Genomic DNA, 22772 nt, shown 5'->3' with positions numbered 1-22772 from the left:
GCACCTCATCCCAGGCATTCGGCTTACCGTGCACGACATCGATTCGCGTTATGCGTGGCGGCGTCTCGCCGCCAGCGTCGCCCTGAGCACGATCGGCGGCATCGGCATGTGGTTCCTCGCGGTCGCCCTGCCGGCTGTGCAGGCCGATCTCGGCGTCAGCCGTGCCGACATCTCGTTCGGCTATACGATGAACATGCTGGGCTTCTTCGCCGGCGGCGTCGTGGCCGGCCGCATGGTCGATCGTCGCGGCATCGTCGTGACGTCGGTCGTCAGCGCCTTCGGGTTGGCCTCGGGCTTCGCCCTGGCGCCGCTGACCTCGTCGCTGATGCTGTTCTCCGCCGCCCAGGTGCTGATCGGCTTCAGCGCCGCCGCCACCTTCGCGCCCCTCGTCGCCGACGTCTCGCATTGGTTCGAGAAGCGGCGCGGCCTCGCCGTCGCCATCGCCGCCTCGGGCAACTACATTGCCGGCACGATCTGGCCGCCCATCGTCGAGCTGCTGATCCAGGATCACGGCTGGCGTTTCAGCTACGTCACCGCGGCGCTGTTCTGCCTGGTGGCGATGATTCCCCTCGCCTTCACCCTGCGGCGCCGGCCGCCCGATCACGAGGAAGCACGGGCCGCCGCGGTGGCCACGCATTCGCGCGACGCGCTCGGCCTGTCGCCCACCGGGCTGCAGGTTCTGCTGATCGTGGCGGGGGTCGCCTGCTGCGTCGCCATGTCGATGCCGCAAGTCCACATCGTGGCCTATTGCGCCGACCTGGGCTTCGGCGTCGCCCGCGGCGCCGAGATGCTGTCGCTGATGCTGGGCTTCGGCATCGTGAGCCGCGTCGCCACGGGCTGGATCGCCGACCGGGTCGGCGGGGTCACGACCCTGCTGGTCGGCTCGACCCTGCAGTGCGTCGCCCTGGTCGTCTACCTCTTCGCCGACGGCCTCACCTTGCTCTACCTGGCGTCGATCCTGTTCGGGCTGTTCCAGGGCGGCATCGTGCCGTCCTACGCCATCATCATCCGCGAGTACTTCCCGCCGCGCGAGGCCGCGACCCGCGTCGGCCTGACGGTCTCCTCGACCATCGTCGGCATGGCGCTGGGCGGCTGGATGGGCGGCGTGCTGTTCGACGTGACCGGGTCGTACCATGCCGCCTTCCTGAACGGCATCGCCTGGAACGTGCTGAACGCGGTCATCGCCGCCTGGCTGCTGATGCGGCAGAGCCGGCACACCGCCACGGCCTGAGGGACTTTCCCCCCGAGGAGTTGCCCCCAAGGAGTTACCATGCGCATCATGGCCATCCGCGACATCGTCTCGCCGATCCGCTCCAACATCGCCAACGCCTATATCGACTTCAGCCAGATGACGGCGAGCGTGGTCGCGATCGAGACCGATCGCGTCGTCGAAGGCCGCAAGGTCGTGGGCTACGGCTTCAATTCCAATGGCCGCTATGCCCAGCACGGCCTGCTGAACGAGCGCTTCATCCCGCGGCTCGCCCAGGCCAAGCCCGACTCCCTGCTCGACAGCGACGGCCTGCTCGACCCGGCCAGATGCTGGGCGGCGATGATGGCCAACGAGAAGCCGGGCGGGCACGGCGAGCGGTCGGTGTCGGTGGGCGTGCTCGACATGGCGCTATGGGATGCCGTCGCCAAGGCCAGGCGCGTGCCGCTGTGGAAGCTGCTGGCCGACCGCTACAACGGCGGCAACCACGACGACACGGCGTGGGTTTATGCCGCCGGCGGCTACTACTATCCCGGCAAGGACCTGGCCGGCTTGCAGGACGAGATGAAGCACTATCTCGATCTCGGCTACAGCTGCGTCAAGATGAAGGTGGGCGGCGTGCCGCTCGCCGAGGATCTGGCGCGCATCGAGGCGGTGCTGCAGATCGTCGGATCCGGCGAGCGCCTCGCGGTCGACGTCAACGGCAAGTTCGATTTGCCGACGGCCATCGCGTTCGGCAAGGCGATCGCAGGCTTCGGCCTGCGCTGGTACGAGGAGCCGCTCGATCCGCTCGACTACCTCGCGCATGCGGCGCTCGCCACGCAGTACGCGCCGCCGCTCGCCACCGGCGAGAACCTGTTCTCCATGCAGGACGCGCGCAACCTGATCCGCCACGGCGGTCTGCGGCCGGATCGTGACATCCTGCAATACGATCCGGCGCTGTCCTACGGGCTGGTCGAGTATCTGCGCACGATCGACATGCTGAAAGCCAACGGCTGGTCGCCGCGGCGCTGCGTGCCGCACGGCGGCCACCAGTTCGCGCTCAACATCGCCGTCGGCCTGCAGTGCGGCGGCAACGAATCATATCCGCAGGTCTTCGCGCCGTTCGGCGGCTTTGCCGACGATTGCGCGGTGGTCGACAGCCGCGTCGCCCTGCCCGACACGCCGGGCATCGGCTTCGAGCGCAAGGCCGACCTGTGGGCGGTCATGAAGGACGTGTAGCGATCTCGCTACAGCCTGTTCCGTCAGCTCAGCGAGATGGGCCCGGGTGGTTCCATCACTTGGGAAGGCGCTTCGGCGCGCGTGTTGCTGCGCCCGCCATCGTGGGTCTGATAGCGGTCGTCCTGCGGGATGCCGGCACACGACACGACCTGCGTGACGGCGACCGCCGCCGCCCGTCGCAGGCAGCCCCGCTTCATGCGTCCTTGCCGGCTGTCGGCGTTGCGGCCCGGAAATTCTCCCAGCCGCCCCCGCGTCCGCCGGAGCCGCCGGTGTTGCCGGTCGTGGTACAGCCCGCCGTCAGCGCCACCAGCAGGAAGGCAACGAACGCGACGCCCAAGGTTGTGCGAATCATGATGGTCTCGACGATGCCACCCGCCTATTCGGGCTTCAACAAGCCCGATTTCACAAGTTCGCTAACACCTGCTTCCTGATCCTTCATGTAGGCTGCGAACTCCTGCCGGCTCGACGGCCTGACCACGGCGCCGAGCTCGACGAGTTTCTGCGACACGGTTTCGTCCTTGAGCGCGGCGACGACCGCGCCGTTCAGGATGTCAAGGATCGGCGGCGGCGTTTCGGCGCGGGCGAACAGGCCGGCCGTGGTGCCGCCATCGAACGGTTGGCTGCCGATATCCTTGAGGCTCGGCACGTCCGGCAACTGGCCGATGCGATCGGGGCTCAGCACGAGCAGCGCCCTGAGCTTGCCGGCCTTGATGTGCGGCAGCGATGTCGTGAGCTGGTCGGTGTAGAGATCCGTCTGGCCGGCCATCAGGTCGGCGAGGCCCGGGCCCGACCCCTTGTACGGGATGATGTTGAACTGAACCTTGTCGTTCACTTGCAGGCGCAGGATGGCGATGTGGTTGGTCGTCCCGTTGCCGGCGTGGCCGATGCTCACCGTGCCGGGTTTGGACCTGGCTTCCGCCAGCACGGCCTTCATGTCGGCAAAGCGGCCGTCGCTCTTGGCGACGATCACCATAGGGACGGTGGTCAGCAGACTGATCGGCGCGAACAGCGGCACCATCGGCGGCTTGCCGGCGAGATAAGGCGCCACCCACTGCACGCTGAAGCTGCCCATCACCACGGTGTAGCCGTCGGCCGGTGCATTGGCGGCAGCCTCGGTGCCGACGATGCCGCCGGCGCCAGGCCGGTTGTCGGCCACGATGGTCTGCCCCAGCCGACGCCCCATCGCCTCACCGACGATCCGCGACGTGACGTCGTAGTTGCCGGCTGGGGGGAACGGGATGACCCAGCGAATGGGCTTGCTGGGAAAGCTCTGTGCCCGGGCGGGCATGCCGGCTGGCGCAATCATCGACGCGGTACCGGCGAGACCCACATTCAGGACATCTCTGCGACGTATCACAATCCCCTCCCTGCCCCTGTATTGGCGAAGAAGCTTGCCACTCATCGCTAGGACCGCGCCACTCCAGTGACGCTCCATCTCCCGAACCCCACAAAGAATGCGCCACAGAAGTGGCGCGGTCCCAGCATGAAGATCAACCCCTGGGAAAGTCGCCGTCGACGCCATTCCGAACAGCGATCATTCCGGGCCGCCTGGGGGCAGACAGGGCTTGAACCAGCGTTTACATGCCGCCGCCATCCCGCCCCATTTGGAGCGCACGTGGCGAGCTGCCGGCCGTAGCCGTCGCGCTCCGTCGCCGGCGCTGCATTGGAGAGTATTCCATGCCCACACGTCGTACCGCGTTGTTGATGGTGAGCGCCGCGATCCTCGGCGGTGCACTCGGCTCGTTCGGCGCCCTGGCCCAGATCAAGGCCGTGGCGCAAACGCCGGTGCGCGTCGGCCTGAAGGGCTATGACCCGGTCGCCTACTTCACCCTGTCCACCCCGACGCTCGGGGTTGCCCAGTACCAGTACGTCTACGACGGCGTGCTTTATCGCTTCGCCAACGCCCATCATCGCGACCTGTTCAAGGCCAACCCCGAGAAGTACGCGCCGCAGTTCGGCGGTTCGTGCGCCATGAACATGGCGGGCGGCGTGCGCCGCGAGGCCGATCCGACGATCTGGATCATCTCCAACGGCAATCTCTATGTCTTCGCCGGCACCGGCGGCCAGACGCGATTCCGCGACGATACCGCGGCGGCAGGCCGAGCCACCGACAACTGGAAGCGGCTGAAAGAAACTCCGAGCCAGTAGTGGCTCAGTTCAGGCCGGCCTTGCGCAGGCTGTCTTCCATTCGCCGCTGCAGGGCAGGATCCTGGAAACGCGAGCCGAAGCTCGAGAGCTCGAAGTAAGGGTTCTTGCGCTTAGCCCTGTCGGCTGCGTCCTTGGCATCGGCGGTGCGGCCGAGCTCGGCGTAGGCGGCGGCCAGAGGGAACTCGAGCAGCGGATAGGTCGGATGGCGCGCCCGTGCCGCCTCGAGCAGCCGCACGGCGTCGGCATAACGGCGGCTCAGCAGATAGGCGATGCCGAGATTGAGCGCGGCCTCGGGACCGATATTGACATTGAGGCGCAGCGCCTGCTCGGCCGCCGCGATCGACTCGTCGAGGCGGCCGGTCCACAGCAGAACCGCCGCCCGCGCCACCAGAACCTCGGCGTCGCTGGGATTGATCTGCAGCGCCCGTTCCGACTCCGCGAGCCCCAGATCGTATTTCGAGATCGCCGTGTATGCACGGGCCAGCACGCTGTGGGCGAGAACCGATTCGGCGTCGATGTCGATCGCCTTCTGGGCCAGCCGAATGGCCGTCTCGATGTCGCCTTGCGCGAACTCCGACCAGCCGAAGGCAGCACGCTGGAAATAGGCATCGGCCAGCTCGGCATAGGCTTCCGCGTAGCCCGGCGCCATGACGGTCGCCCGCTCCAGCATCTCGCGCGCCATGCGATTGCCGGCGCGCGAGGCCTCGTTGGTGAGCGCGCGCGAGCGCAGCATCAGATCGTAGGCGTCGAGATTGTCGGTCGGCTTGCGCAGGCTGTGCTGCAGGGCGATCTGCTGCAGGCTGGAGGCGAGCGTGCCGGCGACGCGGCGGGCGATGCGCTCCTGGACGGCGAAGATGTCGCTCAGCTCGTCGTCGTACTGCTCGGACCACAGCTGCGTGTTGTTGGCCGTGTCGGTCAGCTGGACGGTGACCCGCACGCGCTGTCCCATCCGGCGCACCGTCCCGCTGACGAGGTAGCGCGCGTTCAACGTCCTGCCGATCTCGGCCGGCGGCAGTTCCTTGTTCCGGAACGGCAGCACGGCGCTGTAGGCGATCACCGTCAGGTCCTTGAAGCGGCCGAGCGCGTGCGTGATGTCCTCGGTCAGGCCGTCGGAGAAATAGTCCTGGTTGGCATCGCCGCTCTGGTTGGCAAGCACCAGGACGGCGACCGAAAGCCCCGGCTCGGCCATCGTGCGCGTGCCGGCCGCCAGCGCCTCGTCGGTCGGCGTGTTGCGTCCGGCCAGGTACGCAATCGTGCCGCCGAGCGCCAGGGCGGCAACGAAGACGGCGAACACGGCGAGGACAACGCGACGCGGTCGCGGCGACACGGCTGCCGCAGCCGGCACGGTCTCCGACAAGGCCGTGCCGTCGAGCGCATAGATCGGCACCGGGCGATCGATGTTCTTGAGCGCGCGCGAACCCTGGAAGCGGAAGGGCAAGGCGAGCTTGTCGCGGACCTGCTCGTAGACGCTCGCCGACAGCACGATGGAGCCGGGCTCTGCCAGCGTGTGCAAACGCGCCGCCACGTTGACGGTGTCGCCGAACACGTCCTCGTCCGAGACGATGACGTCGCCGAGGTGCAGGCCGATGCGGAAGGCCTGGCGCCGCTCGGCCGGCAGGTCGGCATTGCGCTCGCTCATGCCGCGCTGCAGCTCGACCGCCGAGCGCATCGCCTCGACCGCGCTGGCGAACTCCACCAGCACGCCGTCGCCGACGGTCTTCACGATGCGGCCGCGAAAGCGCTCGACGACCGGCCCGACCAGCTCGGCAAGATGCGCCCTGAGGTCGAGCAGCGTCTGCTCCTCATCGGCACGCATCATGCGGCTGTAGCCATCGATGTCGGCGAACAGGATCGTCGCCAACCGCCGGTTCGGGGCCGGGTTGGCCATCGCCTGTCCGTCAGCCTCCTGAAGTGCGCTGAGCCGCCGGGCGGGCGGACAGGCGCGCAAGGTAGTCGTCGAACACCTTCTTGCCCTTGAGGCCGGGCGCGCCGAACATCATGGCGAAGCGGATCTCGGAGCCGACATAGACGTTGGCGGCGCTGAACCTGTCGCCGAGCAGCCACGGCCCCTTGGCGAGCGCCTTCTCGAGCGTGGCCACCACCTCGTCATAGCTGCCCCAGCCGACCGCCGACTTCCGCTCGACCTCCGGCCTGTTCATCATGCGGTCGAGCAGCGCCGGCTCGATGCAACCGGCGCCGAAGAACAGCCAGCGGTAATACGCGCCCCGCAGCGCATCACTTGGCGACGGCGCCAAGCCGGCAGCGGGAAACATGTCGGCGATGTAGGCGATGATCGCCGCCGTCTCGGTCACCACGACATCGCGGTGCACGATGGTCGGCAGCTTGCCCATCGGGTTCAACGCCAGGAAGGACGGTGTCTTGTGCTCGCCTTTCTCGAAATCGATCGGCATGATTCGATACGGCGCACCGGCCTCCTCGAGCATCCAGTGCACCATCTGCGAGCGCGAGCGTGGATTGTGATAGAAGACGATCTCGTCCGACATGTCCGGGGTCCCCTCGGCAACGGAAACGCCGCCTGCTTACACCCGACCGGCCACCCTGTCAGGCCGTTCGACCGAGCGGCCCTCTGCCGCGGGAACGCGTCATGATTACGACGAATTCTCAGGTCTTCCGGACCAAGGGTCCCGCGCTGCGCTCGGGATGACAGCGTTGATGTCGCCACACCACAGATGTCATCCCGAGCGCAGCGCGGGACCTTTGGTCCGGAAGAACATGATCGGCTCGCCTCAGATATACACCGCCTTCATCGCCGCTTCGGGGTAGCGCGAGCCGGCTGCGGCGCCGAGCGGGATGGCCTTCGACAGACGTGCAACGTCGTCCGCCGTCAGGGTGACCGAGAGCGCGCCGATGTTCTCGTCGACCCGATCGCTGCGCTTGGTGCCCGGGATCGGCACGATGTCGGGCCCTTGCGCGAGCAACCAGGCGAGCGCCACCTGGCCCGGCTTGCACTGCCTGTCGCGGGCAACCGCCTCGATGGCCGCGACCTGCTCCAGGTTGCGCGCGAGATTGTCCGCGGCGAAGCGCGGATGGCGGCCGCGGCCGTCGCCTTCGGGGATATCCGAGGCCTGCCGCACCGCGCCGGTCAGCAGGCTGCGGCCGAGCGGCGAATAGGCGACGAAGGAGATGCCGAGCGCCCGCGTCATCGCCAGCGTCTCCTCGGCATGAACCCGATAGAGCAGCGAGTACTCGCTCTGCACGGCGGCGATCGGATGGATCTTGTGGGCGCGGCTGATCGTCTCCGGGTTGGCCTCGCTGAGGCCGATCGCGCGCACCTTGCCGGCCTTCACCAGCTCGCCCATCGCGCCGACCGTGTCCTCGATCGGCACCGATGGATCGACACGGTGCTGGTAGTAGAGATCGATCACGTCGACGCCGAGCCGCTTCAGGCTGGCCTCGCAGGCCGCCTTGACGTAGGGCGGGCTGCCGTCGACGCCGTTGGCGCCGCCGGGCTTCTGCGTCTGGCCGAACTTGGTCGCCAGCACGACCTTGTCGCGCCGGCCGCCGGAGAGCGCCTTGCCGAGCAGGGTCTCGTTGTGACCCCAGCCATACATGTCAGAGCTGTCGAGGAAGGTGACGCCGTGGTCGATCGCATGATGGATGACGCGGATCCCTTCCGCATCGTCGCTCCTGCCGTAGGCGCCGGACAAGGACATGCAACCGAGGCCGATCGGCGCGACGGCGATCCCGCTGGTGCCGAGCGTGCGGGGCCTGGAGGGTGTGGCAGCGGTCATCGGAAACCTCGCATTGGCTGTCGGGATGGGGGCTGTCAGGATTGGCGCCGCCAGAATGGGACATGATCAGGCCTAATGTCTTCAGTCATTTCAAGCTCATCACCGGAAGCGCGCCACCCCGATGGCGCTCATGGGTTCTGTGGCCGCGAGGAAGAGCGCCATCGGAATGGCGCGCTTCCAGCGTAAGAGTCCGCTTCTTGTTAGTGGCGTGTTTCCATCGGCCTATCGTAGGAGGACACCAGCATGACCGACGGACACGGCAGTCCTGTCGCAATAACCCGCCGCTCCGCACTCGCGCTTGGGTTGATGTCGTTCGGCGTCGGCGCCAGAGCGCAATCCGGCGAAGCACCGTACCCCAACCGCGCCGTGCGCTTCATCGTGCCGGCGGCGCCGGGCGGACCGACCGACGTGATGGCGCGCGTCGTCACGCCGGGCCTGCATGCCCGCTTCGGCCAACCCGCCCTAGTGGTCAATCGCGCCGGTGCCGGCGGCAATATCGGCGTCGTGCAGGTCAAGCAGTCGCCGGCCGACGGCTACACCTTGCTGATCGCCTCGACCGGCTTCGTCGTCAATGCGAGCCTGTTCCGCGACCCCGGCTACGACCCATTCACGGATTTCCTGCCGATCACCGAGCTGGGCTCATCGCCCAACGTGATCCTGGTTCCGCCGTCCTCGACCATCACCTCGATCGCGGCCCTGATTGCCAAGGCCAAGGCGGACAAGGGCAAGCTCAACGTCATCAACCCGGGCCAGGGCTCGACGCCGCACCTGACAGCCGAGCTCCTGCAGCTGCGCACCGGCATCGAGATCGAGAACATTCCCTACAATGGCGCCGGGCCAGCCATCCAGGCATTGCTCGCCAACACCGCGCCGGTCGGCATCACGGCGCTGCCGCCGGCGCATGCGCATATCCGCTCCGGCGCCTTGCGCGCGCTCGCCATCACCGCCGAGAAGCGCTGGTTCGACCTGCCCGACGTGCCGACGGCTGAGGAACAAGGCCTTGCCGGGCTGGTGTCCGAGACCTTCCAGGGCATGTACGCCCCGGCCGGCACGCCGGCGGCGATCGTCGAGCGCGTGGCGCGCGACACGCTCGACGTGCTGAAGGACACGGCGACCATTGACAAGCTGCGCGGCGTCGGCTTCGACGTCCGGGCGAGCGGCCCGGACGGCCTCGCCCGCCGGGTCGCCAAGGAAGTGCCGATGTGGCGCGACATCATCGTGCAGTCGCGCATCGAGCTGCAGTAGGGCCGTCCTACAGCGCCGGAGTCATGGCTGGGAGCGCGCCACTCCTGCGGCGCTCATGGGTTGTGTGATCCAGAAGAAGAGCGCCACGGGAGTGGCGCGCCCATAGGCGCCAACTTTCGCTTCCCCTCCCCAGCTTCGCTGGGGAGGTGTCGCCGTCTTACGGCGACGGAGGGGTCATGAGCCCCAGACCCGTTGCCCATGACCCCTCCGTCCGCGATTACGCGGACACCTCCCCAGCTTCGCTGGGGAGGGGAAAACGAAAAGTTAGCGCACATGAGTGGCGCGCTCCCGGCGATGAGCATGACGCCTCCGGTAGCCGCCTGTCGGATTTCAATCGCCGTTCGGGTTGACCGTGTTCGTAGCATTCCCGAAGCTGCCGGCAAGCGTGCCGGCACCGTACCACACCACGGCCAGAACGCTCTCTGATAGCGGAGGACGCGACGTGTCGGCTAACCACCAGACCTACGACTTCATCGTGACGGGTGCCGGCTCGGCGGGCTGCGCCGTCGCCGGTCGGCTGAGCGAGGATGGCCGCTTCCGCGTGCTGCTGCTGGAAGCGGGGCCGCGAGACACCTATCCGTGGATCCACATCCCGCTCGGCTATCACAAGACCTACGTCAACCCGCGCGTCAACTGGATGTTCGACAGCGAGCCGGAGGTCGAGCTCAACAACCGCATCATGTACCAGCCGCGCGGCAAGGTGTTGGGCGGCACCAGCTCGATCAACGGCATGGTCTACATGCGCGGCAACGCCGCCGACTACGACGAATGGCGCCAGCGCGGCTGCGAAGGCTGGGACTACGATTCGGTGCTGCCCTACTTCAGGCGCGCCGAGGATCAGGAGCGTGGCCCCAACGAATTCCACGGTGTCGGCGGACCGCTCAAGGTCAGCGACCACCGCTGGAAGCCGGCGCTGGCGCAGGCCATGCACGACGCCGCGGTGCAGGCCGGCATTCCCGCCAACCCCGATTTCAACGGCGCAACCCAGGAAGGCGTCGGCTACTACCAGTCGACCACCGGCAAGGCGCGGCGCTGGTCGAGCGCCAAGGCCTATCTCAGCGGCGCCCGCCAGCGCCGGAACCTGACCATCGCCACCGAGGCGCATGCGACCCGCGTGCTGATCGAGAACGGCCGCGCCGTCGGCGTCGAGTACAGGACGCGCGCCGGCCCGCAGACGGCGCGGGCGCGCCGCGAGGTCGTGGTGTCCGGCGGCGTCTATGGCTCGCCGCAGCTCCTGATGCTGTCCGGTCTCGGACCGGCCGACCATCTCAAGCAGCACGGCATTGCCGTCGCGCGCGACATGCCGGGCGTCGGCTCGCACCTGCACGATCATTTCAACACCTATGTCGCCTATCGCTGCACGCGCCCCGAGACGATGAACGACCTTGCGAACAGCTGGGCACGTCAGATCATGGCCGGCGCCCGGTATGCCCTGGGCCGTACCGGGCCCTTGTCGACCATGGGCCTGTTCGTCGGCGCGCTGGTGCGCAGCGACCGGCGGCTCGAGCGCCCGGACCTGCAGATCAACATGTTCGTCTGGGCGATCAAGGACCGATCGCGCGCCGGCGTCATACCGCAACCCTTCTCCGCCTTCAGCCTGAGCCCGGTGCATCTGCGGCCGGACGGCCGCGGCACGGTGCGTCTCAAGAGCCCCGATCCGCTGGCCGCACCCGAGATCCGCTTCAACTTCCTGAAGAGCAGCTACGACTACGAGGCGCTGATCGCGGGCATGCGCATCTGCCGCGAGATCGCCAGCCAGGCGGCCTTGAAGCCCTATATCGCCGAGGAGGTGCTGCCCGGCCCGCAGATCACCGGAGAGGCCGAGCTCAAGGCCGACATCCGCGCCCGCGGCGTCTCCAACCTGCATCCCGTCGGCACCTGCCGCATGGGCCGCGAGACGGACTCGGTGGTCGATTCGCAGCTGCGCGTGCACGGCATCGGCGGCCTGCGCGTCGCCGACGCCTCGATCATGCCGGTCATCGTCGCCGGCAACACCAACGCGCCCTCGATCATGATCGGCGAGAAGTGCGCCGACATGGTGCGCAAGGCGGCGGCGTAGCTCATTCGCCTCCCCAGCGTCTTCGCTGGGGAGGTGTCCGCGTAATCGCGGACGGTGGGGTCAAGAGCAGCGGGACTGAGGCCCATGACCCCTCCGCCCCGTATGACGGGGCACCTCCCCAGCGAAGCTGGGGAGGAGAATGATCAGCGCAGCCCCCGAAAGAAGGCGCGCACGTCGTGGATGAAGAGGGCCGGCTGCTCGAAGGCGGCGAAGTGGCCGCCCTTCGGCATCTCGGACCAGTGGCGGATGTCGGTATAGCGCTCCTCCATCCAGCGCCGCACCGGCGTCACGATCTCCTTGGGGAACACCGCGACGCCGGTCGGCACCGTGATCGTCTGGGTGGAACGGCGCTTCGGGCCAAAGCTTTCCCAGTAGAGCCGGGCCGACGAGGCCGCCGTCGCGGTGACCCAGTAGAGCATGACGTTGTCCAGAAGCTCGTCGCGGCCCAGCACGTTCTCGGGATGGCCGTTGCAGTCGGTCCACGCCCAGAATTTCTCCAGGATCCACGCCGCCTGCCCGGCCGGTGAATCGGTCAGGCCGTAACCCAGCGTCTGCGGCCGGGTCGATTGCTGCTTGGAGTAGCCCGAGTCCCATTCGGCGTAGTACTCGGCGCCCTTGAGCGCCCTCGCCTCCTCGGCCGTCGGCTGGCCGTCCACCTTGGGCCGCGCCCCCATGGCGAGCGTGATGTGGATGCCGGCGCAATGCTTGGGATCCTGCGCGCCGAGCGAGCTGGTCACCGCCGATCCCCAGTCGCCGCCTTGCGCGCCATAGCGTGCATAGCCCAGCCGCGCCATCAGCTTGGCCCAGGTCGCAGCGATGCGGTCGACGCCCCAGCCGGGGGACGTGGGCTTGGACGAGAAACCGAAGCCCGGCAGGGACGGGCAGATCACGTGGAAGCTATCGGCGGCGTCGCCGCCGTGCGCTGCCGGATCGACCAGGGGCTCGATGACCTTGTGGAACTCGACGATCGAGCCCGGCCAGCCATGGGTGATGATCAACGGCAGTGCATCGGCGTGCGGCGAGCGCATGTGCACGAAGTGGATGTCGAGCCCGTCGATCTCGGTCTTGAACTGCGCGAAGCGATTGAGTGCGGCCTCGCGCTGGCGCCAGTCGTATCGCTCCACCCAATAGCGGCAGACGTCCTGGATCCAGTCGAGCGGTGCTCCCTGGCTCCAGTCGTCGACCAGCTCGGCTTCCGGCCACCGGGTGCGGCGCAGCCGATCCTTCAGATCGACAAGCACGTCGTCGCCGACGGCGATGCGAAAGGGCTTGATGTCACTGCTCATGGACGCTCCCGCTGTTCAAGCAGCGTCGAGGGTCCCTCGCTTCGCCGGCCAAGACAATGGCGTTCGACGGTCACAAGGAGGTTGTCATCTTCCGCAAAGCGAGGGACTTTCGTCGTCATCAAGGAGGATCCCGCCGTGTCGACTGTCGCCGCCATCAAACCCGCCGCTCATGCATTCGAGGTGCGCCCGCTGCCCGGTGGGCTCGGCGCCGAAATCCGCGGCGTCGCCGTGCCGGCAATCGACGACGCAACCTTCCCGGCGATCTACGAGGCCTTCCTGGCGCATCAGCTCCTGCTGTTCCGCGACCAGGAATTGCCGCCCGGCGACCAGGTTGCCTTCGCCCGCCGCTTCGGCGAGGTCCAGGTCCACGTCATGAACCAGTACCACGCCAACGCCCATCCGGAGCTCTATACGCTGTCGAACGTCGGGCCCGACGGCCGGCCCACCGGCAAGCATCCCGACAAGGGCACGATGGTGTGGCATACCGACGGCTCGTGGCAGCGACGCACGACCAAGTGCACCATGCTCTATGCCGAGGTGATCCCGAGCCACGGTGGCGGTACCGGTTTCGCCGACATGTATTCGGCCTACACGGCACTGCCAGCGGATGAGCAGCGCCACCTTGAGACGCTGCGCGCGATCCACAATCTCGACTTCTCACGCACCCGCCGGCATGGCGAGGATCCGATGTCCGAGGCCCAGCGCAAAGCGGTGCCGCCGGTCGATCACCCTGTCGTGCGCGTCCATCCCGAAACCGGCCGCAAGACGATCTATCTCGGCGACCACGCCGAGAGCATCGTCGGCATGGGCTACGACGACGGGCGCCGGCTGATCGACGATCTCAACCAGCGTATCGTTGGCCTCTGCCGTGTCTACAGCCACAGCTGGCGGCCGCGCGATCTGATGCTGTGGGACAATCGCTGCCTGCTGCACAAGGCCGGCAGCTACGACACCGCCAACGAGCCGCGCGTCATCCGCCGCTGCACCGTGCTGGGCGACCCGGCGTAGAGCCTTCCGCCGGAAACTCCCGGCCATGAGCTTCCTCCGCGAATTGCCTGGGGACGCAAGCGTCAATCGTCCTCGATCGCCGGGATCTCGGGGAACGCCACCATGTAGGTGTCGAGCGGCATCTGCGCGACTGCCACCCTGCTGGTGATCCGGATCACCTGCGGCTGGTCGATGAACGCTTGCTGCATGCGCTGGCGAAGCTCGCGAACCGCCTCACGATCGGTGCACATCACGCACAGCAAGCGCAGGTCGCCGTCGGCTTCGGGCAATACCCGGTCGGCGTTGATCGATCCGATGTCGTAGTGGTGCTCCTGCAGGAACTCGATAACGGGCAGGGCTTCGCGCGCCACCGCGGCCCGGACCAGCGGGCGGTTCATGGGCGGCGATCCTCGGGACCCGCGAACGCCCCGCCCGGCTGAACCGGGGCGATGTGGCGGAAGTCGTGTTGCCGTCCCGAGACGGTGTTTTTTTCGATGTGCATCCTGCCGCCAGAAGACATCGCTGATCGAAAATGCACAACCCCGCGAATCGCCACAGAGTGGATTTGCGGTCACCGGAACCTTGTGGCCCGTATGCTGGCAACACTTCGTTCGTCATCCTGAGCGCAGCAAAGGATCTCATCGCCGCTCGCTGTGGAGACTTTGAAGCGCCTGGCGTTGGGATCCTTCGCTGCGCTCAGGATGACAGCAAGGTCACTGTGCCGGCTTCCACAAGCACCGGTCACATCTAGATGACCTTCGCGGCGCGCAGCTTTGCGATCTCGGCGTCGCTGTAGCCCAGCTCCGCCAGCACCTCGTTGTTGTGCTCGCCGAGCTCCGGCGCGATGCCGGGCCTGGCCGGCGTCTCGGAGAACTGCCATGGCGTGCCGTGCACCTTCAGCTTCCTGCCGAACTTCGGATAGTCGACCGCGGTCACGTAGCCGTTGGCGATCACGTCGGGATCGTTCGATGCCTCGAGCAGCGTGTTGATCGGCGCCGACACGATGTCGGCACCGCGCAGCTTCGCCACCCAATCGTCGCGCGAGCCCGTGGCGAACAGCTCGTCGAGCAGTGCCAGCAGCTCGTTACGCTTGGCGTCGTTGTCGATGATCACGCCGAGGTCCTCGAAGCCTGCCTGCTTGATGCGGTCGTGGAAGCCCAGCCCCTTCATCGCGTCCGCCCAGTTGTCCGGACCGGTGAGCTGGAACACCAGCGGCTTGCCGTCGCGGTCGTTGAAGCTCGCGCTGATGCCGGGGCGTTGTGCTGTTCCCGTGATGCGCGCTTGGCCGGTCACCGGGTTCTCGTTGCGCCACATCGTCGTCGTGAAGGTCCAGCCCATCAGGCGAACGAGCGAACCGAGCAGCGACAGCTCGATCTTCTGGCCGACGCCCGTGGTGCGGGCGTGCGTCAGCGCCGCCAGGGCACCGCCGAAGGCCAGCATGGCGGTGCTTTCATCGGCCACCGAGGCGATGCCGGTGCGCATCTTCTGGCCCGGCATGGAATAGGCCTCGGCGATGCCGCCCAGCGCCTGCGCCATCGAATCGGTGCCCGGCAGGTGGCCGTTAGGACCGCGGGTGCCGTAGCCCGAGATCGAGACGTAGACCAGCCTGGGATTGATCTTCTTCAGCTCGTCGTAGCCGAAGCCGTTCTTCTCGGCCGCGCCGGGGCGGAAGTTCTGGCCGAAGATGTCGGCGCGCGCCACCAGCTTGTGGAGGATGGCGCGGCCCTCGACCGACTTGAGATTGAGCGTGACGCTCTTCACGCCGCGATTGTTGGTCTCGAAGAAAGTGCTGGGCATGCCCGGCAGCACTGTCATGCGGCGCGAACCGTCACCGCCTTCCGGCACCTCGATCTTGATCACGTCGGCGCCGAGGTCGGCCATCAGCATGTAGGGCACAGTGCCCGCCTGCGCCGTCGAGCAGGACACGACCTTGACGCCCTGCAATGGGCCGAACGGCTGACGCGACATTGCTACTCTCCCCTCTGCGGCAACAGATGAACTATGCCCTGTCGAGCAAGCGACAATGGATGATTATGCATTATCGAACAGGTGGCAGGCCACGGCATGGCCCGGCGTGACGTCGCGCAGCACCGGCTCCTCGGCCGAGCAGCGCGCCATGGCGTAGGGACAGCGCGTGTGGAAGCGGCAGCCACTCGGCGGATCGAGCGGCGACGGCACCTCGCCGCGCAGCTCGACCTCGTCGTCCTGGCGGCCCGGCCACGCCACCAGCACGGCCGAGAACAGCGCCCGTGTGTAGGGATGGCGCACGTCGTCGAACAGCGCCATGGTCGGCGCCCGCTCGACGATCTTGCCGAGATACATCACCACCGTGTGGTCGGCCATGTGCCGCACCGTGGCGAGGTCGTGCGCCACCAGCAGGTAGGCGACCTTGTCCTGCGCCTGGATGTCCTTCAGGAGATTCATCATCTGGGCGCGGATCGACACGTCGAGCGCCGAGACCGGCTCGTCGAGCACGATCAGCTTGGGCCGCGAGGCCAGCGCCGCGGCGAGCGCCACGCGCTGGCGCTGGCCGCCGCTGAACTCGTGCGGATATTGCTGCGCCTGCTCGGGCCGCAGGCCGACCTGGCCCAGCAGCTCGCTCACCCGCTCGTCGATGCTCGCCCGATCGCCCCAGCCGTTGACGATCAGCGCTTCGGCGATGATGCGGCCCGCCTTCATGCGCGGGTTGAGCGACGACCAGGGATCCTGGAACACCGCCTGCACCTTGGCGCGATAGGCGGCAAGGGCGGCTCCCTGCAGGCCATGGATCGGCCCATGGATCGGATCGTCATCGAGCAGGATGCGGCCCTCGGTGGGGTCCTCGAGGTTCAGGATCATGCGCGAGGTCGTGGTCTTGCCGCAGCCCGACTCGCCCACCAGCCCGAGCGTCTCGCCGGCGCGGATGTCGAAGGAAATGCCGTCGACCGCCTTGACGTGGCCGAGCGTGCGGGCAAACAGGATGCCCTTGGTGAAGGCGAAGTGCTTGCGCACGCCTTCAACCCGCAAGAGCGGCGCCCCGGTCATCGCACCAGCTTCCAGCAATTGGCGGTGTGTGCCTCGCCGACCTGCACGGTCCCTGGATAGGCCTCGAGGCAGCGCTGCTCGACCTCGCTGCAGCGCGAGGCGAAGCGGCAGCCAACCGGCAGGTCCATCAACGACGGCGGCTGACCTTCGATGGTTGCCAGCCGGCCGATCGGGCCGTGCATCCTGGGTACCGAGGCGATCAGCGCGCGGGTATAGGGATGCGACGGCGCCTCGAAGATCTGCTTCACCGGACCGCATTCGACGATGCGGCCGGCATACATCACGGCGACGCGATCGCACATGCGCCCGACCACGCCGAAATCGTGGGTGATGAACAGGATCGCCATGCCGGTCTCGGCCTGCAGGCGCTTCAGCAGCTTCAGGTACTGCAGCTGGATGGTGACGTCGAGCGCCGTGGTCGGCTCGTCGGCGATCAGCACCTCGGGGCGCCCGGTGATGGCGATGGCGCCGACCACACGCTGTTTCATGCCGCCGCTCATCTGGTGCGGATACTGGCCGAGGCGCTGCTCGGGGGCAGCGATCTCGACGCCACGCAGCGCACTGACAGCCTCGCGCGCCAGCTCGGCGCCGGGCACGCGGCGGCGGCGCAGGATCGCCTCGCGCAACTGATTGCCGATCGAGAAGACCGGGTTGAGCGAGGTCTGCGGATCCTGCAGCACCATCGAGAGGCGCCGGCCGCGGATCTCGCGCATCTCGGCCGGCGTGCGCTCGAGGATGTTCTCGCCGCCCAGCAGCACCTCGCCCTTGATGGTGCGTGCGCCCCCCTTGGGCAGCAGGCGCATCAGCGACAGGGCGGTCAGGCTCTTGCCGCAGCCCGATTCGCCGACCAGGCCCAGCACCTCGCCGCGGCGCAGGAAGAAGCTCACCCCATCGACTGCCTTGACCACGCCGCGGCGCAGGAAGAAGTGCGTGTGCAGGTCGCGCACCTCGAGGACGACGTCGCTGCTCACAATTGGCGCAGCCTCGGATCGAGCCGGTCGCGCAGCCAGTCGCCGAACAGATTGACCGACAGGACCATCAGGGTGATGGCGATGCCCGGGATCAGCGCCACCCACCAGGCGTCGGCGATGCGGCCGCGTCCCTCGGCGACCATCAGGCCCCACGACGGCATCGGCGGCGGGATGCCGGCGCCGAGGAAGCTCAGCGACGCCTCGGCGATGATCACCACCCCGATGTTGAGCGTCACCAGCACCATGAAGGTGTTGACCACGTTGGGCAGGATATGGGTCAGCATGATGCGCGCCGCCGAGCAGCCGCGCACCTTGGCCAGCGCCACGAAGTCGCGCTGGCGCAAGACCAGCACCTCGCCGCGGATGACGCGGGCGAAGCTCGCCCACAGGATCAGGCCGATGGCGATCACCAGGGTGCCGAGCCCCTGGCCCATGGTGACGGCGAGCAGCAGGGCGAACAGGATGGCCGGGAAGGTGAAGGCGGCGTCGACCAGGCGCATCAGGATGTTGTCGACCGCGCCGCCGACATACCCCGCGACCACGCCGACGACGAGGCCGACGCCGCCGCCCACGGTCAGCGCCAGCAGGGCGACGAGCAGGCTCACGCGGGCGCCGTAGATCAGGCGGCTCAGCACGTCGCGGCCGAATGCGTCGGTACCGAGCAGGTACTTGTCGCTGCCGCCCGCCATCCAGGCCGGCGGCAGGAGCTTGTCGCGCAGCGTCTGGTCGATCGGCGAATGCGGTGCGAGCAGCGGCGCGAACAGCGCCATGATCACGATCACCGAGATGATGACGATCGGGATCCACGGCACCCGCGACGTCCGCCGCACGCCCGCGCTGCTGCCGAGTCGCAACCGCCAGCGCCACCAGTTGGCGGCCGGGGGGCGTTCAAGGATGGCCATAGTCGAGTCCCGCGATTCTTATTCCCTCCCCAGCGAAGCTGGGGAGGTGTCCGCGTAATCGCGGACGGAGGGGTCATGGGCAGCGGAACTGAGACTCATGACCCCTCCGTCGCCGAAGACGGCGACACCTCCCCAGCAAAGCTGGGGAGGAAGGTGAAAACACTTACGCAAGGCGGATCCTCGGATCGACGTAGGCGTAGAGGATATCGACGCCGAGATTGAGGATGAGGATCAGGATCGCTTTCAAGATGATCACCGCCTGCAGCAAGGGGAAATCGCGATAGATCACCGCCTCGTAGGTCAGCCGGCCGACGCCTGGCCAGGCGAACACGGTCTCGGTGACGATGGCGCCGGTGATCAGGTTGCCGACGAACACGCCCCACAGGGTGAGAACCGGGATCAGGGCGTTGCGCAGGCAGTGCTTCCAGATCACCACGCCCTCGCTCAGCCCCTTGATGCGGGCGAGCTTGATGAACTCGCTGTCCATCACGTCGAGCATCGCCGAGCGCGTGATGCGCATGAAGCCGGCCACCAGGAACAGGCCGAGCGTGATCACCGGCAGAACATAGTGCGCCGGTCCGCCCATGCGGCCCGACGGCAGCCAGCCCAGCTCCACGCTGAACACGAAGATCAGCAGCACGCCCAGCCAGAAGCTCGGCATGGCGATGCCGAGAACGGCGACAGTGCCGGCCGCGCGATCGAGCATGCTGCCGCGGTTGAGCGCCGCCACGACGCCGAGCGGGATGCCGAGCGCCATGCCGAGCAGGATCGCCCATGGAAACAGGACCAGCGTGTTGGGCAGGCGGTCGAAGAACGCCTCGACCGCGGGCTGCTTCATGCGGATCGAGTTGCCGAGATCGCCTTGCAGCGCATTCTTGACGAAGATCACCAGCTGGTCGAACAGCGAGCCGTCGAGCCCGAGCGTGCGGGCAAGTGCCGCGCGATCCTCGGCCGTCGCATCCTCGGGCAGCATCAGATCGAGAGGATTGCCGGTCAGGCGGCCGAGGAAGAACACGATCATCGCCACCAGGACAAGCAGGACCGCGCCCTGCATCAGCCGTTGGGCGATGTAGCGCTTCATGCCGCAGACCGGACGGTGATTGCGCTCACTTCTTCCACGGCTTCTGATCAGGCCGCGGGATGCGCTCGAACACGTCGCCCAGCTCGTGGCGTCCGGGGATCGCCTCGAACTGGCCGACCTTCTTGGTGTTGATGGCGTAGTAGCCCATGCCTTCGATGATCGGCATCACCGTCCACGAATTGGCAACGATCTCGACCATCTTGTCGGTCAGCGCCGTGCGCTTGGCGCGATCGAGCTCGGCCAGCAGGGCGCGGTAGGTCGCTTCGAAATCCTGGCAGGTCTGCGAGCAATTCTCCTTGTCGCCGAGCAGGCGCTGCAGACTGTCGGGCGAGAAGGCGCCGTTGTAGCGCCACGGCGCGTCCGGCCGGCCGGCGGTGCGGTACATCGACGCCCAGCCGATCAGCGGCGCCTGGTCGCCGCGCTCGAGCGGCGCGAAGGTGCCCCATTCGTAGTGCTTCAGCGTCACCTTGATGCCGACCTTGGTCCACATGTCGGCGATCGCGGTGCCGATATCGACCATGAACTGCGTGCCCGGCAGGGCGGTGTTGGCGAACTTGAGCTCGAAGCCGTTGGGGTAGCCCTCCTCGGCCAGGATCTTCCTGGCGAGCGCGGGATCGTAGCGATACGCCTCGGCCGCCCACTTCTCCCAGCGATCGGCGCTGAAATACTCCGTGTAGCCGAAGGTCGAGAACGGGTAGGGCAAGCGCGCCTTGCCATTCATCACGTGCTCGATGACCTGCTTGCGGTCGATCGCCAGCGACAACGCCTGGCGCACGCGCGGCTTGGCCAGGGGCGAATCCTTAACCTCCGGCTTGTAGCTGCCGTAGACCTGGAAGATCGCCTGCATCGTGCCCGGCACCGACAGGACCTCGAGCCCGGCGCGTGAGACGCTCAGCATGGTCTCGGGCCCGATCGAGGCGATCGCCGCCTCGCCGGTGCGCACCATGGCGACGCGCGTGCTCTCCTCCGGCACCAGGAGCACGTGCAGGTCCTTGAAGCTCGGCCGGCCGCGCCAGTGCGGCGTGGTGACGGCGGTGAACTCGATGCGATCGCCCGGCACGTTGCGCACGAACTTCCACGGCCCGCTGCCGATCGGCTTCTTGCGGAACTCCTCCTCGCCGACCTTCTCGATATAGGCCTTGGGCATGACGGCGCCTTCCGGCGCCACGGCACGCGACAAGCTGGCCGGCAGGCCAAGCTGGGGGCTCGCCGTGTTGATCTTCACGGTTAGATCGTCGACCACCTCGATGCTCTTGATGGTGCGCCGCATGCTGGCGGCGGCCGAGGCGATCGAGCCCGGCCCCATCTGGCGCTCGAGGCTGAACTTGACGTCGTGCCCGGTGAGCTTGTCGCCGTTGTGGAAGGTCTGCCCGGGCCGCAGGAAGAAGGTCCAGGTGAGCCCGTCGGGCGACATCTCCCAGCGCTCGGCGACGCCCGGCCCGACGCCGCCCTTGGCGAGATCGAAGCCGACCAGGGAATCGTACATGATGGCCTGATAGACAGCATTGCCCGGCCGTCCCTCGAGGATCGGATCAAGCGTCTGGGCCCCCAGCGACTCGACGGCGAAGACGAGCGTTCCTTTCTGGTCCTGGGCCTGCACCGGCGACAGCGCGCCGACGATCAGGGCGGCGGCCCACGCCGCCACCTTGGTAGCTTGCCGAAACATGGATCCTCCTCCCAGAGGGTCACGACGCGTTGTTGTTCTCTGCGCGCCGTGCACGGCCGATGAACTATCCGTTGCGCTCCGAAATCTTGTCAATAGCGTGGGCTGAACGACAATCTGAGCGGCCGCGCCGACGACGACATCCTGATTGGCGGTTTCGGATCCGACACCTTGAAGGGCCGCGCCGGCGACGACCTCCTGGTCGGCGATCACCTTGATGGGGACGGCTCGATCGTGTCGGAGCTCGATTCCATCGGGATGTCGCAAGGCTCGGTCAGCCCGCCGGGCGCCAACGCCAACTGGAAGGCTTGGGAGAACTACGAGAACCGGCTGAAGCACCAACGGCAACGACACGGCGAACCCCGACATCACCGACAACCTTGCGTTCCTTGTAGGCGGCGATGGCCCGCCTTCTTTTCCTTGGGCTGCACGTTTCGATCCCTCGTAGTGTCAGCGCCTCAATATCATCCGGGTATTTTATTGACACAAGATATTTTACCCGGATATAAATTAACCCATGTCCGATTCCCTCTCCAGGCCTTGCACTGCCTTCGAGGGCCATCGCCAACTGGCGCGTGGTGCCTTGGTAGATGTTGCCCTCGCGGTCCGCGCCGCCCTGGCCGCCGATCCTCATGCGTCAATCCTCGTCTTCGGCGACGCGACGGGTGGCGTCATCGACCTCGACCTGCGGGGCACAACGGCGGAGATCGTGGCGCGCCTGACAAAGCAGGCAGGCCTCCCGCAATTCGCGACCGCCGCAGAACAGGACTCCGGTGAAGAGGACACCTCGCCTGCCATGCGCGGCCGAGGCCGCCCGCGGCTCGGAGTCGTCGCGCGCGAAGTCACCCTGCTGCCACGTCATTGGCAATGGCTGGCACAGCAGCGGGGCGGCGCGTCCCAGGCGCTGCGTCGCCTGGTCGACGAAGCCCGCCGAGCCGATGGCGACAGGACGCGCACCCGCGCCAACCAGGAACGGGCCTACCGGTTCATGTCAGCCATGGCAGGCAATCTGCCGGGCTTCGAGGATGCGACACGCGCCCTGTTTGCCGGCAAGCGCGACGAATTCGCGATGCACGCGGCATCCTGGCCCGCGGATGTTCGAACCCACGCCCAGGATCTTGCCTGGACCATCGCTGACGGCGCCAACGATGACAGCACTCACTAGTTTGCCTGTTCTCCCCGACGGCTCATCGCTGGGACCGCGCCACTGCGGCGGAGCAAACTCC

General features: G+C 67.3%; 21 protein-coding genes and 1 pseudogene. 8 read left to right on the top strand and 14 right to left on the bottom strand.

Features of this window, described 5'->3' with window-relative positions; genetic code table 11:
• Window positions 1–28: 28 nt before the first annotated feature.
• On the top strand, window positions 29–1231 hold the full coding sequence (locus ACILR9_RS31855; RefSeq protein ID WP_395714014.1) for an MFS transporter: 1203 nt from the start codon (window positions 29–31) through the stop codon (window positions 1229–1231).
• Between the two features lie 39 nt (window positions 1232–1270).
• Window positions 1271–2428, top strand: coding sequence for a mandelate racemase/muconate lactonizing enzyme family protein (locus ACILR9_RS31850; RefSeq protein WP_395714013.1), 1158 nt, complete (start codon window positions 1271–1273; stop codon window positions 2426–2428).
• A 23-nt stretch (window positions 2429–2451) separates the two neighbouring features.
• On the opposite strand, the gene ACILR9_RS31845 is transcribed toward ACILR9_RS31850, so the two are convergent.
• Genes ACILR9_RS31845 through ACILR9_RS31835 form a run of 3 tightly spaced genes read right to left on the bottom strand, consistent with a single transcriptional unit; the run spans window position 2452 to window position 3785 of the window.
• Window positions 2452–2625: a hypothetical protein gene (locus ACILR9_RS31845; RefSeq protein WP_395714012.1), complete on the bottom strand. Its 174-nt coding sequence runs from the start codon at window positions 2623–2625 to the stop codon at window positions 2452–2454.
• The gene (locus ACILR9_RS31840; RefSeq protein ID WP_395714011.1) at window positions 2622–2780 is read right to left on the bottom strand and encodes a hypothetical protein; all 159 of its coding nucleotides are present in this window, start codon (window positions 2778–2780) and stop codon (window positions 2622–2624) included. Before ACILR9_RS31840 ends, ACILR9_RS31845 begins: the two co-directional genes overlap by 4 nt.
• A 24-nt stretch (window positions 2781–2804) precedes the next feature.
• Window positions 2805–3785 carry a Bug family tripartite tricarboxylate transporter substrate binding protein gene (locus tag ACILR9_RS31835; RefSeq protein ID WP_395714010.1) on the bottom strand — a complete coding sequence of 327 codons (981 nt, stop codon included), beginning with the start codon at window positions 3783–3785 and terminating at the stop codon, window positions 2805–2807.
• 320 nt (window positions 3786–4105) lie between these two features.
• On the opposite strand from ACILR9_RS31835, the gene ACILR9_RS31830 reads away from it, so the two are divergent.
• The gene (locus tag ACILR9_RS31830; protein WP_395714009.1) at window positions 4106–4576 is read left to right on the top strand and encodes a YHS domain-containing (seleno)protein; all 471 of its coding nucleotides are present in this window, start codon (window positions 4106–4108) and stop codon (window positions 4574–4576) included.
• A gap of 4 nt (window positions 4577–4580) precedes the next feature.
• Here the strand turns inward: ACILR9_RS31830 and ACILR9_RS31825 are convergent, their stop codons facing one another.
• The 3 genes from ACILR9_RS31825 to ACILR9_RS31815 form a co-directional block, all read right to left on the bottom strand.
• Window positions 4581–6464, bottom strand: a complete 1884-nt coding sequence (locus tag ACILR9_RS31825; protein ID WP_395714008.1) for an adenylate/guanylate cyclase domain-containing protein — start codon at window positions 6462–6464, stop codon at window positions 4581–4583.
• A gap of 10 nt (window positions 6465–6474) precedes the next feature.
• Complete coding sequence (locus ACILR9_RS31820; RefSeq protein ID WP_395714007.1) at window positions 6475–7080, bottom strand: glutathione S-transferase family protein; 606 nt, start codon at window positions 7078–7080, stop codon at window positions 6475–6477.
• A 243-nt stretch (window positions 7081–7323) separates the two neighbouring features.
• Window positions 7324–8328 (bottom strand): aldo/keto reductase, encoded by a 1005-nt coding sequence (locus tag ACILR9_RS31815; RefSeq protein ID WP_395714006.1) that lies wholly within the window; start codon window positions 8326–8328, stop codon window positions 7324–7326.
• A gap of 243 nt (window positions 8329–8571) precedes the next feature.
• Here ACILR9_RS31815 and ACILR9_RS31810 point away from each other — a divergent pair, with 243 nt between their 5' ends.
• Both ACILR9_RS31810 and ACILR9_RS31805 read left to right on the top strand, forming a co-directional pair.
• Window positions 8572–9573, top strand: a complete 1002-nt coding sequence (locus ACILR9_RS31810; RefSeq protein ID WP_395714005.1) for a Bug family tripartite tricarboxylate transporter substrate binding protein — start codon at window positions 8572–8574, stop codon at window positions 9571–9573.
• 442 nt (window positions 9574–10015) lie between these two features.
• Window positions 10016–11632 carry a GMC family oxidoreductase gene (locus ACILR9_RS31805; RefSeq protein WP_395714004.1) on the top strand — a complete coding sequence of 539 codons (1617 nt, stop codon included), beginning with the start codon at window positions 10016–10018 and terminating at the stop codon, window positions 11630–11632.
• A 143-nt stretch (window positions 11633–11775) separates the two neighbouring features.
• On the opposite strand, the gene ACILR9_RS31800 is transcribed toward ACILR9_RS31805, so the two are convergent.
• Window positions 11776–12918: an epoxide hydrolase family protein gene (locus ACILR9_RS31800; RefSeq protein WP_395714003.1), complete on the bottom strand. Its 1143-nt coding sequence runs from the start codon at window positions 12916–12918 to the stop codon at window positions 11776–11778.
• Between the two features lie 135 nt (window positions 12919–13053).
• Here ACILR9_RS31800 and ACILR9_RS31795 point away from each other — a divergent pair, with 135 nt between their 5' ends.
• On the top strand, window positions 13054–13926 hold the full coding sequence (locus ACILR9_RS31795) for a TauD/TfdA dioxygenase family protein (protein WP_395714002.1): 873 nt from the start codon (window positions 13054–13056) through the stop codon (window positions 13924–13926).
• 62 nt (window positions 13927–13988) lie between these two features.
• Here ACILR9_RS31795 and ACILR9_RS31790 read toward each other — a convergent pair whose 3' ends face one another.
• The 7 genes from ACILR9_RS31790 to ACILR9_RS31760 all read right to left on the bottom strand — a co-directional run bounded on the left by ACILR9_RS31790 (window position 13989) and on the right by ACILR9_RS31760 (window position 21549).
• Window positions 13989–14303, bottom strand: coding sequence for a hypothetical protein (locus ACILR9_RS31790; RefSeq protein WP_395714001.1), 315 nt, complete (start codon window positions 14301–14303; stop codon window positions 13989–13991).
• A 349-nt stretch (window positions 14304–14652) separates the two neighbouring features.
• Window positions 14653–15873 (bottom strand): CaiB/BaiF CoA transferase family protein, encoded by a 1221-nt coding sequence (locus tag ACILR9_RS31785; RefSeq protein WP_395714000.1) that lies wholly within the window; start codon window positions 15871–15873, stop codon window positions 14653–14655.
• A 63-nt stretch (window positions 15874–15936) separates the two neighbouring features.
• Window positions 15937–16929, bottom strand: a complete 993-nt coding sequence (locus tag ACILR9_RS31780) for an ABC transporter ATP-binding protein (protein WP_395713999.1) — start codon at window positions 16927–16929, stop codon at window positions 15937–15939.
• Entirely contained in the window at window positions 16926–17900 is a 975-nt protein-coding gene (locus tag ACILR9_RS31775) for an ABC transporter ATP-binding protein (protein WP_395713998.1), read from the bottom strand. Before ACILR9_RS31775 ends, ACILR9_RS31780 begins: the two co-directional genes overlap by 4 nt.
• Window positions 17897–18802 (bottom strand): ABC transporter permease, encoded by a 906-nt coding sequence (locus ACILR9_RS31770; protein ID WP_395713997.1) that lies wholly within the window; start codon window positions 18800–18802, stop codon window positions 17897–17899. The genes ACILR9_RS31775 and ACILR9_RS31770 overlap by 4 nt, the downstream gene beginning before the upstream one ends.
• 163 nt (window positions 18803–18965) lie before the next feature.
• A complete protein-coding gene (locus ACILR9_RS31765; protein ID WP_395713996.1) occupies window positions 18966–19883 on the bottom strand; it encodes an ABC transporter permease in 918 nt (305 codons plus the stop codon).
• A 25-nt stretch (window positions 19884–19908) separates the two neighbouring features.
• Window positions 19909–21549, bottom strand: coding sequence for an ABC transporter substrate-binding protein (locus ACILR9_RS31760; RefSeq protein ID WP_395713995.1), 1641 nt, complete (start codon window positions 21547–21549; stop codon window positions 19909–19911).
• Between the two features lie 102 nt (window positions 21550–21651).
• On the opposite strand from ACILR9_RS31760, the pseudogene ACILR9_RS31755 reads away from it, so the two are divergent.
• Both ACILR9_RS31755 and ACILR9_RS31750 read left to right on the top strand, forming a co-directional pair.
• Window positions 21652–21735, top strand: a pseudogene (locus ACILR9_RS31755) (hypothetical protein); the annotation flags it as partial.
• 328 nt (window positions 21736–22063) lie between these two features.
• On the top strand, window positions 22064–22711 hold the full coding sequence (locus tag ACILR9_RS31750) for a DUF2239 family protein (RefSeq protein WP_395713994.1): 648 nt from the start codon (window positions 22064–22066) through the stop codon (window positions 22709–22711).
• Window positions 22712–22772 lie beyond the last annotated feature (61 nt).

Origin of the sequence: Reyranella sp., assembly GCF_044224635.1 — a bacterium.
Lineage (GTDB): Bacteria > Pseudomonadota > Alphaproteobacteria > Reyranellales > Reyranellaceae > Reyranella.
This window is presented reverse-complemented; position numbering and strand designations above follow the sequence as displayed.